The sequence below is a fragment of the Paraglaciecola sp. IT1134 genome (assembly GCF_058068185.1).
Map to the genome: position 1 here is coordinate 1,483,682 of NZ_CM176486.1, position 12,271 is coordinate 1,495,952.

The following is a 12,271-nucleotide window of genomic DNA, read 5'->3' on the forward strand; positions in this document are numbered from 1 at the left end:
GTAGAATCTATGACTGTTGATGTCGGGCATCGCATGTCGGGCATCGCATGTCGGGCATCGTATGTCGCACATCGCATGTCGTATATTCCATGTCGGGTATTAGATATGGCATAACGCGTAATACGCTATTTGTTAGGAGTACAGTGTGGATTTAGCAACCATTATAGGCATTATTGGTGCCATGGGTTTTGTAGTCATGGCCATGGTGCTAGGCGGTGATCTTGGTATGTTTTTCAATGTACCTTCCATTCTGATTGTATTTTGTGGCACCTTGTTTGTGGTGTTGTCACAATTCACCTTGGGACAGTTTTTTGGCGCGGGTAAAATTGCTGGCAAAGCATTTATGTTTAAAACTGATTCGCCTGAATCACAAATTGAAAAAATTGTTGAAATGGCCGACGCCGCCCGTAAAGGCGGTTTTTTAGCCCTTGAAGAAGCTGAAATTGAAAACCCTTTTATGCAAAAAGGGGTCGATATGTTGGTGGATGGTCATGATGTAGAGGTAGTGCGCGAAACCTTGGCCAAAGATATTCATATGACCACTGAGCGCCACGAGTTTGGTGCGAGTATTTTTAAAGGCATGGGGGATGTGGCTCCGGCGATGGGCATGATAGGTACTCTGATTGGTTTGGTGGCAATGTTATCTAATATGGATGATCCTAAATCCATTGGCCCGGCGATGGCGGTGGCCCTGTTAACGACCTTATATGGTGCGGTACTGGCCAATATTGTGTGTTTGCCTATTGCCGAAAAACTCGGTAACCGCGCCGTGCAAGAAAAACTCAATCAAAGCCTTATTCTCGATGGCATCATTGGCATTGCTGATGGCCAAAACCCCCGGGTAATTGAGGGAATTTTGAAAAGTTATCTGGCTTCCGGCAAACGTGGCGGCACTGAGGAAGAAGGTTAACTTATGGCCGCAGCGCAAGAGTGTCCTAAATGTCCCCCAGCAGGGCTCCCGGCTTGGATGGGCACCTTCGCCGATTTGATGTCACTGCTGATGTGCTTTTTTGTATTGTTGTTATCATTTTCAGAAATGGATGTGCTTAAATTCAAACAAATATCAGGCTCGATGAAATTTGCATTTGGGGTACAAAACAAAATTGAAGTTAAAGATATTCCTAAAGGTACCAGTGTGATCGCTATGGAATTTCGTCCAGGGAGACCGGAACCGACCCCCATTGAAACAATCCAACAGCAAACGATCGAGATGACCCAACAAATGCTCGAATTTCAAGCTGGTAATGAAGATTCCGCCGGTGGCAGGCAAAAACAGCGCGGGGAACAAAGAGGGGGGGCAGCACAACAAACCGCCAGTGAACAATCGACGTCTAACGACAAAGCTAGCCAAGAAGAAATGAATGAAAAACTCAAAAAAGTGGCCCAGAAACTGGAAAAAGAAATCCTCGATGGTGCCATAGAGATGGAGGCCCTGGGGCAACAAATTACCATCCGCATCCGTGAAAACGGCTCATTTGCTGCGGGTTCGGCTTTTTTACAGCCGCAATTTAAACCCATTTTACGTAAAATTGGCACTTTGTTAGCTGATATGCCTGGAGACATAGAAATATCCGGGCACAGTGATAGTCAGCAAATCTCTAATGAGCTATATCGCTCCAACTGGGATCTGTCTGCTCAGCGCGCAGTGGCGGTGGCAGAAGAGCTACGCAAGGCCCCCGGGTTTGACGAGAGCAGAATGTCGGTGGTGGGTAAGGCTGACACTGCGCCATTACTGGGCGATGATGATGCTACCGCCAGAGGTCGTAACCGCAGAGTCGAGATATCCATTAATCAGGGTAAAGCCAAAATTTCAGAACCTATTTCTGTCCTTGAGTAGATGACAATTTGCGGCGCTAGATTAGCACCAATAAATTGTGTATCCCCTCAGGTATTACGTTCAGTGCTGCTGACAGCGGCGAAGGGGTGGGGTTTTATCGAAAAATATTGAGAACTCCGCCACCGTTACGCCAAATTTCTGCATGTAAGAACGGTTCATCATGCGCACGGCGTCAAGCTGATACATCCAGTCATCAATGGCAAAATCGTATTCACTGCCATCAATCGGCACGGTTAGGGTGTAGGTCCAGTGAAATGCAGAGCCTGAAGCGGCGCCTTGAGCGACCCCTACAATATCTCCAGCGGTACCTGCCACCGTGCCATCAGGTTTGACTTCAAGCTGCCAGACGCGGGTCTGCTGGCTACCATCATTGAAATAAAATTGTTCGTTTAACTGACCTTTGTTGCCATTCCAACTGCCAGTAATATCGACACAAAAACGCTTGGTAAGTTTGCGTGAATAATCCTGCACCACACCCCAGGCCGAGATATCACCGTTGAAATATTCTTTAAGGGAAAATTCCGGTTTGCTATTTTGATACTCATCCAAGGAAGTACTACAACTTGTTAGCACTAATGTTGAGGTTATCAGCGTCGCTGCAGTATATAAATTCACTTCACTTCTCCAATAAGTTGTTGGCGCAATTTTGGAAAACTGCTGTTTTTATCCAACCATATCCGCAGAAAACTTGGACCGAATTCTGGATCCTGGATATTATCCAATAACCTTTGATTATAGAAAAAGGTACTGCTGGAATCTTGGTCAACAATCACTAGCAATTCATCTCCTTTTTGTAAATCTGGCCAAATAAGTTCTAAACGATCGAGCCATGTCTGAGTTTGGGCGGATTTCAATCCCAACTTTTGCCATTCATCTGCGGTTTTATGCAGCAACTCGTTTGCCTTGATATCCCGTAGGTAATGAATTTTCAGCCCCAAGGGCAGTTGCTGTTCGATGTATTGCCCATCTAGGCTGTATAGGCTGGACTGGTATATATCCCAAAACCATATTTGAAGCTTGGCTTGTCCGACTTTTTGCATCTTGGCCAAAGGCTCGGCTAAAGAAATACTACTCCAAGCCAGAACTACCCCCAGTAACACTGCTGCGGGTACATAGTTACGGCTCATCGAGACACTGAGGCGCTAAACGCCGGTTTACTGAGCACCAGTTGCACTGTGCTGATAGTACGTTCCAAAAAACCTCCCTCACAATAACTTAAGTAATAACGCCACATGTTGATGAAGCGTTGGTCATAACCATCTTTGGCCAGTAGCTCATGGTTGGCTAAAAATTGCCTATGCCAATCTTGTAACGTTCGCGCGTAATCCAGGCCAATGTCATGTAAATCCCGGATCATCATGTCGGTATGTTGTTTGAGATGTTGATTGATCAGTAGCTGAGAGGGTAAAAAACCACCGGGGAAAATATGTTTCTGAATGAAATCCACACTCTTGCTGTAACTATGTAATCGATGATCGCTGATGGTGATGGCTTGCAGCACCATTAAACCTTGCGGTTTTAACAACCCCGAACATTGCGCAAAAAAGGTGGGTAAATATTCCTTGCCTACAGCTTCAATCATTTCTACGGATACCAGTTTGTCGTATTTGCCTTCAAGTAAACGGTAATCTTGTTTAAGTAAGGTGATCTGGTGCTGCAAATTTTCTCGCGCCACCCAGTCAATGGCATATTGGTACTGCTCCTGTGAAATGGTAGTAGTTGTGACTTTACAGCCGTAATGTTTGGCCGCAAATACCGCCAGACCACCCCAACCCGTGCCGATTTCAAGTAGATGGTCAGTTGAATTGAGCTGTAACTTGTCACAAATCGCCTTCATTTTGGTTTGTTGAGCCTGCTGTAAAGATGTGGTTGGGTGGGGATATATGGCGGCGGAATACATCATGCTGTCATCTAAAAAGCGGGAATATAGTTTATTGCCCAAATCATAATGGTCGGCGATATTCTTTTTTGCTTGAGTGGCTGAGTTGCGTTTCGCCATATGAGCAATTTTACGCAGGGGCAGGGCAAGCCATTCCATCTTCGCCTCCCAACGGTCTAGCATAGGCAGGTTTCGGGCGAAAATACGGATCACATTGGTCAAGTTAGGGGTTGTCCACAGACCTTCACTATAGGTTTCTCCCGAGGCAACACTGCCACCAAATAATAAACGCCGGTAGACTCGTAAATCCAGAAAATTGATTTCTGCATGTAATTCAGCGCCTTTTTGGCCAAAAATGTCGACCAATACGCCATTCTCTTTAATCACCATCTCACCTTGAGGCAAGCTGGCAAATACTTTTAACATTATCTGCCGACTGATTTTATCCTGCCAAGATAGTTGATCTGCAACTTGGAGTATTTGTTCGCCGTTTGTCATATCTACTTCTTACCTTGTGTTTGGTGAGCATAAAATGGCACACGCTTAATAAATAATTTGGTTGCCTGCCAGTAAATGCCGAAAATAGTTTTTAGGGCCATACTGGGGATTTTTAACAATACGTTGAAAACAGATTTTGAGTTCATTTCCCTGCGTTTTAAATCTAACCGGGTGTCGAGATGGGTAATTTTTTTAATACATTTCAATGACAGATTAAGACGTTCATTTGGCTGCGCAATATTCCACTTATACTGCATGTCCATTGGATTAAAAGGGGAGACGTGAAATGCTTTTGCTGAATCTTGCTGTTGCGCTAAATCGATAAGATAACAATGGCGCTGATCCCAGGGAGTATTGCTGACTTCTGCCAGAGTATGGCTATAGCGGCCGTCTGGTTGGCGCAAATAGTAAAAATTTACCGGGCTAAAATACAGACCAAAGGTTCGAACCTGACCCAATAGGTAGACATCGCCGGTTAAGGGTTCACCTGCCAGCTGTGACATTTTCGCTAATACGGCTTGTTTCAGTGACGTGTTAGGATCACCCAGATAATCCGTACGTCTAAATTGCAAAGGGGCCCAGCCTGACCCGGAGAAAAATCTGACGTTCTGCTCCAGAGCCGGGATCTCGTCCAGTTGCAGCCATAATAGAAAAATATCGTAGCTAAAGGCATGTTTTTTGGGATAATGGCGAGCGTGAAACACGCTGCCTTGATAGATAGCGCTTTGCATTAGAGCTCTTCCCCGAAGTGCTGGCATACATCTAATGCACTGCGTACCCCGTCTTCGTGAAAACCGTTGTACCAATAGGCGCCACAGAAATGTAACCCGTCTACTCCGGATATTTCAAAGCGTCTGGCCTGAGCGTTGATAGCCCCTTGATCAAATTGGGGATGGGCATAATCATAACGACCGAGAATTTTTTGCGGGTTAATATTTTCACTATTATTTAAGGTCACACAGAAAGTCTTATCCGCTTTTAGGCACTGCAGAATATTCATATTATAAGTGAGTACTGCAGGCTCTTGGTCTTCGTTACTGACACCCTTAATCAAATAATTCCAGCTAGCCCAGGCAAGTTGGCGCTTGGGCAATATGCTGCTGTCCGTATGTAACACCACGTCATTCGGTGCATATTTAATTGATCCTAAGATGGCTGTGTGATCCCCAGTAGGGTTAGTTAATATGCCCAGCGCTTGATCGCTGTGGCAAGCAAATATCACCTCATCAAACAATTCGGATTTAGTGTGCTGCACAAATACCGCGTATTTGTCTTCACGTTTAGCCACCGAGCTGACGGGGCTATTAAGGCGGATATTGTGTTTAAAATCTTGAATGAGAGGTATTATATATTGGCTTGAGCCCCCGATTAACGTGTACCACTGGGGGCGGTTGGTAATGTTAAGCAAGCCGTGATTGTTAAAAAATTTCAGGAAAAACCCGAACGGGAATGTTTTGATATTAGCCAAGCTGGTAGACCAAATTGCGGCGCACATTGGCAAAATATAGTTATAGGTAAAGGTGTTGCTGAACTTATGCTCGTGAATAAACTCGTATAGGCTTTGCTGTCCGTGATCCCTTTGCTGGGTTGATTCAGCCTTGCATAACTTGTTGAAACGCACGATATCTCGAACCATACGTATAAACTTAGGCCGGAAAATGTTACGCCTTTGAGCAAACAGACTGTTCAGTGTATTACCGTTGTATTCCAAATCTTCCGCCACATTTTTCACACTGAAACTCATTTCTGTGGGTTGTGATTTAACCTGTAATTGATCCATCAATTTGATGAAATTTGGATAGGTCCAATCATTAAATACAATGAAGCCAGTGTCGATTGAGTAGGCCTTGCCGTCAACTTCAACGTCCTTGGTTGCGGTGTGACCACCTATGTAATCACTGGCTTCATACAAGGTTATGTCGTGATTTTTATGCAGTAAATAAGCGCAGGTCAAGCCTGATATGCCGCTACCAATGATGGCAATTCGTTTGCCCATTTAGTGTTTATCCTGTTGTTTTGTTTTCATTTTTTTACACAGCGCCACCTGCAATGAACTAGGCATTCGCGTGAGTGTACGCAAGATTATGCTAAAAAAAGTCGGAAAATAAATACTCGTGGTTTTTCTGTTTATGCCGGTCATTAGCCCATCTACCGCTCGTTCGACACTGATTTTCATGGGCATGGAAAAATCGTTTTTGGCGGTAAGAGGCGTATTAACAAAACCAGGAGAGACGCTTTGCACAATAATTCCTTGGGAGGCTAAATCGACCTCCATCGTTTTACAAAAATAATGCAGGGCCGCTTTGCTCGCGCCATAGGCTTGGCTTTTGGTAAAGGGTAACAATCTGGCCATGCTATCAACAATCAGCACCTGATTACCTGCCCGTAGATTAGGTAATATGGCAGCAAAACAGTTAACTACGCCAAAAAAATTAGCGGCAAATACGCGTTCAAACATCTGTGTTTCAAATTGTTCTACCTGCACGTATTCACATATGCCGGCATTTAATACATAGATGTCCGCCGCTTGATTTTCGAGGCTCTTCCGGCATTGCTGTTCATCACTGACATCGAAAGCCAGGGTGTTGACGTTTTTTAACCTATCAAGTTGGACTAATTTTTGCGGGTTGCGGCCACAAGCCGTCACCCTAAAGCCGTCTGCGGATGCACGTTTAACCAAACATTCCCCTATGCCTGAGGTCGCACCGGTGACCAGTATATGTTTCATCCAGCAAGTTTCCTTTTTAGATAGCGCACCACCCAACCTATTAAGGGCAGGTGTTCGTAAACCATACTACCCAGATCGTAATAATCATGCTGGTAAACTATCTTGTTGTTTTTTACCAGGATACGGCTCATACCTTGCACCAGTAGGGGACTGCCAGCATTTAGTTTTGGGTGGGAGAAGTTCATTTGCCAACTAACAAAAAGCCTATCGTCAACTTGGCTAATATCGTCAATAATAAAACCACATGAGCCAGTATTGCTTAACAGACTGGCAAAATACTGTTTCAATGCCGGTAACCCCCTATAAGTGGACACCGGATCGATCAACGTTATATCGTCGTGATATAGCTTGGATAGCTGTTTAACGGAGTCTTTATCCAGATGTTGATAAAATTCAACAAAATCTTTTATCACAGTCATGTTTAGATCTTTTTCAGTTTTGATAATTTATATCCCAACTTTTAGTACCTGTGGAAGATAATTTAAGATCAATCTTTACTGCGTAAAATGATTTCGATCTAAATTGTTGGGCACACGTAAAGAGAATATCCTGAGCAAGAGTAAAGTTGATTTGAACTACACGCCTTTTAGTACTCCACTGTTTCCACTGTCGGCGCATATCCTGCCTGAAGGCAAGATGTTGCTTAGGATATTTGAACCCCGTTACCTGACGATGGTAAAAGAGGCTTGTGCCTCTGGACAAGGTTTTGGCATTTGTATGTTAAACCCCCAGGGTAATGAACATCTAAATAAACACATTTACCCCATTGCTACCTATGTCAAGGTCATCGATTTTGACTTGCTGCATGATGGTTTGTTGGGTATCACGGTGGAAGGTCAAAGATGCTTCAGGATCAATAAGATCCAGACTAAACAGGACGGCTTGCGCACCGGAGATTGCCAGTGGCTGGATACCTGGGAAACAACAGATTTGCAACCAGATATCGGTCCATTGGTTACCAACCTGCAGGATATTTTTGCCAAGTATTCGGAGTTGCGAGATTTGTATCATCAGCCTAAATTTTATGACCCTATATGGGTTATCTATCGGTGGTTGGAGCTTATACCTGTGTCTGCTCAGCAGAAGCAGACCTTTATTGATCAACTGGACTATGGGCAAGCGTTGAAATTTCTGACACACTTAATAGAATGATCCTTTACGTTTAATTATCAGTATCAGTTAACATCCCAACAGATGGTGACAGTGATGCTCGTCGGAATACCTTTGCAAGCTAAATACACAAGCCAGGTTGCGCCCAAGGAATGTGCAGACGAAATGTCAGCGTGTTTAGCGCTAATTGGATCCCAGCGTAGTAAGCGGGCTTTTTCAGTGGTGTTTAATTATTTTGCCCCGCGTTTGCGCTCATTCGCTTTAAAACAAATGGGTAACGAAGCATTAGCCATGGAGCTGGTGCAAGATACTATGTCAAATGTGTGGCAAAAGTCCCACTTGTTTGACCCAGAAAAGGGTGCCCCTTCTACCTGGATTTTTACCATAGCCCGCAACATTCGTTTTGATATGTTACGCAAACAGCGTAATCGTAAAGAGGATATTTGCGCCGATGATTTATGGCCTGTGCTGTGCGAACAAACTTCCAATCCTAATGATATAGCCTTAGACGACCAAATTATGTTGCAACAATTAAGTCACCTGTTTGAGAAATTACCCCACAAACAGCGTGTAGTGATTGAAGCTATCTATATTCAAGGCAAATCCCAACAAGAAGTGGCTGACCAGATGTCAGTTCCCCTTGGAACCATAAAATCCCGCATTAGATTGGCTTTGCAGCGTTTAAAAGAGATATTGAAAGATAATGATTAACTTCCACCCTGATGCGGGGCAAATAACAGACTTTGCTGCTGGAAATTGTGCCGCCAATGTGGCATTAATACTTTCGGCGCATATTGATATGTGTCCGCGCTGCCAAAGTCTTTGTATGCAAGCTGAGGAAGAGCTGGCAAAAGAGGTGTTTTCAGTACCGGCAACGTTAAGTGATGATTTTGCCAATATGATGTTAGACATTACCCAAACTCCCTTGGCTGAGCCTAACCAGATTGTAGCGCCGGCAGGTGTACTGGAGCTGGATGGACGTTTTTTTCAGCTGCCACGGGCACTTCACCGCTATACCCAAAAAACCGGCAATTGGTCCCGTTTACTAGGTAAACTTTGGCAAGCTCCCGTCGATATTGGGGGGATAGGCCAAGCTACTTTTATTTACATGGAAAAAGGCGGGCGGGTACCCGAACATACCCACCGCGGTACTGAATTTACCTTGGTAATTGACGGCAAGTTCAGTGATGGATTGGCAGATTATGCTGTGGGAGATTTGACGCGCATGGATAGTCAAAATACACATATGCCCTATTCTAATTCAGATGATGGTTGTTTAGTCTTTGCTATCCTGGATAAACCGCTGCATTTCACCTCGGGTATTGCCCGCTTACTTAATCCCTTTAGCCACTTATTTTTTAAATAACAATAATAAACAGTCATAAAAAAACGCGCAATTTGCGCGTTTTTTATGCCCGGGGCGAGCGATTTTAGCTAATAAAGCTGCTATCGGGATAATTTAACTTTAATGTTTTCATGACGTTATCTTTCAGTTCATCCAATTTTAGTTGACTGTAACACTCAACCATTATTTCCAGCGCCTCTTGCACATGACCCGTGTCCGGATAATATTCAATCACATAACGTCCTCTATTGGCGGCTGCAACATAGGCCTCACGGCGCATATAAAAACGCGCGATGGCAATTTCATATTTGGCTAGGCGATTCTTAATATGCAACATACGTTTCTGTGCATCGGCTGCGTATTTACTCTCTGGGTATTTTTCAATTAAGCGGCGGAAATCTTCAAAGGCTTCCCGAGATTTACTGGGATCGCGATCCGAACGGTCGATGCCGACCAATTCTTGAAATAAATTAGTGTCTGACTCCATATTGGTTAACCCGCGCATGTAGAGTGCATAATCAACGTCTGCATGGTTTGGGTTGAGGCGAGTGAACCTGTCGATGGTCGATATAGCCTCATCGGCTTTGCCTGACTTGTAATAGCTGTAAATTAAATCAAGCTGCACTTGGTGAGACAAAGGGCCAAACGGATAGCGGGAATCTAAGGCACTTAGGGTTGCCGTCGCTGCGTTGAAATTCCCAATCTCCATTTTTTGTTTTGCATCGTCATAGAGGGATTGAGCGCTACGATTGCTGGCCACTAATTCGTCTTCATCCGGGGATGAGGAACATGCACTAATTGTGATGATTGCTGCTGCGAGAAAAACTTTGGATAACGATAATTTTCTAATCATATTGCTCTTATTTGCTGTTATTTATGCGTGCGAAACACGGTATGCGATTCATTACGTTAAAAATCCGCTAGAATAGGGTTTTATTGAACCGATAACTGTCGCGTATTCTAACCTAGCGTATTGGGCTATGCACATATAAATCGTTCCGAAACACTATTAGGGTCTTCTTTGCATGTCTAGCAGCTATGAAAAAATACAACTACAGGCAGTGGTGCCGCACACGTTATTAGGTAAACGATTAGATCAAGCTTTGGCGGAAATGTTCCCCGATTATTCACGTTCTCGACTAAAAGAATGGATATTAGCTGATCAAGTCGCGGTGGACGGCCAAGTTGTGAACAAACCAAGAGAAAAATTGCTTGGGGAGGAGCTGATTGAAATTGATGCAACTATTGAAATTCAGGCTCAGCACCAAGCCCAAACTATCGATCTGAATATCGTATACGAAGATGAGCATATTCTGGTTATCAACAAGCCTGCTAACTTAGTGGTGCACCCGGGCGCCGGTAATGCAGATGGTACAGTGCTGAATGCCTTATTAAGCCATGCGCCAAGCATTGCCATGGTACCCAGGGCAGGAATAGTCCATCGTTTGGACAAAGATACCACTGGTCTTATGGTTATAGCCAAGACCATTACCGCGCAAACACACTTAGTTGAAAAGCTTCAGGCTCGTAACATCAGCCGTGAGTATGAAGCCGTGGTATATGGCACTATGGTGGCAGGCGGCAGCGTAGATGAACCCATTGGGCGTCACCCGACTAAGCGCACCAATATGGCTGTGGTGCAATCTGGCAAACCCGCATTGACCCATTACCGAGTCAAAGAGAAATTTCGCGCCCATACCCATCTGCGCTTGAAACTGGAATCTGGACGTACCCACCAAATACGTGTGCACATGTCACATTTACGTTTCCCCTTGGTGGGAGATCAGGCCTACGGTGGTCGCCCCCGTCTACCCAAAGCGGCTAGTGATGAGATGATTGAAACTATACGCGGATTTCGCCGTCAAGCATTACATGCCATACAGCTAGAACTGGAACATCCGGTGACGGGTGAATGGATGAAATTCCAGGCGCCTCTGCCTGAGGATTTTGTGCACTTACTGCAGGTGCTCAAACAAGACACGGCACTGAATATGGATGATATGGAATAATGCATGGCCGAACCTAAATTCATAACCCCCGAATGGCCAGCTCCATTAAATGTGAAGGCATTTTGCAGCACCAGAGGTGGTGGATTTAGTCATGCACCCTATGACTCGTTGAATGTTGGGCCCCATGTGGGGGACGATCTTAACTTGGTTAATGCCAATCGTGATCTATTACCTCATACACAAAATATCATGTGGCTCAAGCAGATCCATAGTGCAACTTGTATTGAACTGACCAGTGCAAGTCGTCAAAATATGGCCGCTGACGCGGGTTACACCGCTATGCCTGGGATCATTTGTGCCGTAATGAGTGCAGACTGTTTACCTATCTTATTGTGTAATAAAAGCGGCTCCTTAGTGGCAGCCGTGCACGCGGGTTGGAAAGGATTAGCCGCAGGAGTTATCGAAAATACCTTGCAAAAGTTCGACTGTGAAAAAAGTGAAGTTTTGGCCTGGCTCGGCCCGAGTATCAGTCAGCAACACTTCGAAGTGGGAGAAAACGTGCGCAGTGCCTTGGGGAATTATTCTGGTGCGTTTAAAAGTACTAAGCACAAAGATAAATACATGGCCGATCTGTATCAAATCGCCCGAGAAAAGTTAGTCGCCACAGGGGTGCATGACGTATTCGGTGGGCAATACTGTACTTACGCTGAGCCCGAGCTATTTTTTTCTCATCGAAGAAGTACCCATCAAGGGATTATTCATACCGGCAGAATGGTATCGGGTATTTACATCAAGCCAGGGCCTAGCTTAAAACATTGATGTAGCTCAACAATTGCCGTGTCTAAAGTGAAATCCTGCTTGAATATCTGTTTGTTAGCACCCATTAATAGTTTAGTTAATACTCTATAAAATTAAGTGAGCTGCC

At 44.6% G+C, this 12,271-nt stretch carries 15 protein-coding genes; 7 read left to right on the forward strand and 8 right to left on the reverse strand.

Annotated features, from left to right (window positions below; all coding sequences use genetic code 11):
• Positions 1–145: 145 nt before the first annotated feature.
• Both pomA and AC3RV5_RS06405 read left to right on the forward strand, forming a co-directional pair.
• Entirely contained in the window at positions 146–910 is a 765-nt protein-coding gene (gene pomA / locus AC3RV5_RS06400) for a flagellar motor protein PomA (protein WP_489731127.1), read from the forward strand.
• Positions 911–913: 3 nt separating this feature from the next.
• Positions 914–1,837 carry a flagellar motor protein MotB gene (locus AC3RV5_RS06405; RefSeq protein ID WP_489731128.1) on the forward strand — a complete coding sequence of 308 codons (924 nt, stop codon included), beginning with the start codon at positions 914–916 and terminating at the stop codon, positions 1,835–1,837.
• A gap of 60 nt (positions 1,838–1,897) precedes the next feature.
• On the opposite strand, the gene AC3RV5_RS06410 is transcribed toward AC3RV5_RS06405, so the two are convergent.
• The 7 genes from AC3RV5_RS06410 to AC3RV5_RS06440 are packed head-to-tail and all read right to left on the reverse strand — an operon-like array spanning position 1,898 to position 7,361.
• Positions 1,898–2,452 carry a DUF3833 domain-containing protein gene (locus AC3RV5_RS06410; RefSeq protein WP_489731129.1) on the reverse strand — a complete coding sequence of 185 codons (555 nt, stop codon included), beginning with the start codon at positions 2,450–2,452 and terminating at the stop codon, positions 1,898–1,900.
• A complete protein-coding gene (locus AC3RV5_RS06415; protein WP_489731130.1) occupies positions 2,449–2,964 on the reverse strand; it encodes a chalcone isomerase family protein in 516 nt (171 codons plus the stop codon). Before AC3RV5_RS06415 ends, AC3RV5_RS06410 begins: the two co-directional genes overlap by 4 nt.
• The gene (locus AC3RV5_RS06420; RefSeq protein ID WP_489731131.1) at positions 2,961–4,214 is read right to left on the reverse strand and encodes a class I SAM-dependent methyltransferase; all 1,254 of its coding nucleotides are present in this window, start codon (positions 4,212–4,214) and stop codon (positions 2,961–2,963) included. The genes AC3RV5_RS06415 and AC3RV5_RS06420 overlap by 4 nt, the downstream gene beginning before the upstream one ends.
• 2 nt (positions 4,215–4,216) lie before the next feature.
• On the reverse strand, positions 4,217–4,945 hold the full coding sequence (locus AC3RV5_RS06425; RefSeq protein ID WP_489731132.1) for a DUF1365 domain-containing protein: 729 nt from the start codon (positions 4,943–4,945) through the stop codon (positions 4,217–4,219).
• Positions 4,945–6,210 (reverse strand): NAD(P)/FAD-dependent oxidoreductase, encoded by a 1,266-nt coding sequence (locus tag AC3RV5_RS06430; protein WP_489731133.1) that lies wholly within the window; start codon positions 6,208–6,210, stop codon positions 4,945–4,947. The genes AC3RV5_RS06425 and AC3RV5_RS06430 overlap by 1 nt, the downstream gene beginning before the upstream one ends.
• Positions 6,211–6,942, reverse strand: coding sequence for an SDR family NAD(P)-dependent oxidoreductase (locus AC3RV5_RS06435; RefSeq protein WP_489731134.1), 732 nt, complete (start codon positions 6,940–6,942; stop codon positions 6,211–6,213).
• Entirely contained in the window at positions 6,939–7,361 is a 423-nt protein-coding gene (locus AC3RV5_RS06440) for a nuclear transport factor 2 family protein (RefSeq protein WP_489731135.1), read from the reverse strand. Before AC3RV5_RS06440 ends, AC3RV5_RS06435 begins: the two co-directional genes overlap by 4 nt.
• Before the next feature lie 217 nt (positions 7,362–7,578).
• Between AC3RV5_RS06440 and AC3RV5_RS06445 the strand changes: the two genes are divergently transcribed.
• Genes AC3RV5_RS06445 through AC3RV5_RS06455 form a run of 3 tightly spaced genes read left to right on the forward strand, consistent with a single transcriptional unit; the run spans position 7,579 to position 9,418 of the window.
• Positions 7,579–8,094, forward strand: coding sequence for an LON peptidase substrate-binding domain-containing protein (locus AC3RV5_RS06445; RefSeq protein ID WP_489732105.1), 516 nt, complete (start codon positions 7,579–7,581; stop codon positions 8,092–8,094).
• Between the two features lie 54 nt (positions 8,095–8,148).
• Entirely contained in the window at positions 8,149–8,763 is a 615-nt protein-coding gene (locus AC3RV5_RS06450; protein ID WP_489731136.1) for a sigma-70 family RNA polymerase sigma factor, read from the forward strand.
• Entirely contained in the window at positions 8,756–9,418 is a 663-nt protein-coding gene (locus AC3RV5_RS06455) for a ChrR family anti-sigma-E factor (protein WP_489731137.1), read from the forward strand. The genes AC3RV5_RS06450 and AC3RV5_RS06455 overlap by 8 nt, the downstream gene beginning before the upstream one ends.
• A 64-nt stretch (positions 9,419–9,482) precedes the next feature.
• On the opposite strand, the gene AC3RV5_RS06460 is transcribed toward AC3RV5_RS06455, so the two are convergent.
• On the reverse strand, positions 9,483–10,250 hold the full coding sequence (locus tag AC3RV5_RS06460) for an outer membrane protein assembly factor BamD (RefSeq protein WP_489731138.1): 768 nt from the start codon (positions 10,248–10,250) through the stop codon (positions 9,483–9,485).
• A gap of 172 nt (positions 10,251–10,422) precedes the next feature.
• On the opposite strand from AC3RV5_RS06460, the gene rluD reads away from it, so the two are divergent.
• Together rluD and pgeF are read left to right on the forward strand one after the other, a co-directional pair.
• Positions 10,423–11,406: a 23S rRNA pseudouridine(1911/1915/1917) synthase RluD gene (gene rluD, locus AC3RV5_RS06465; RefSeq protein ID WP_489731139.1), complete on the forward strand. Its 984-nt coding sequence runs from the start codon at positions 10,423–10,425 to the stop codon at positions 11,404–11,406.
• Positions 11,407–11,409: 3 nt separating this feature from the next.
• The gene (pgeF, locus tag AC3RV5_RS06470) at positions 11,410–12,165 is read left to right on the forward strand and encodes a peptidoglycan editing factor PgeF (protein WP_489731140.1); all 756 of its coding nucleotides are present in this window, start codon (positions 11,410–11,412) and stop codon (positions 12,163–12,165) included.
• The last annotated feature ends 106 nt before the right edge of the window (positions 12,166–12,271 follow it).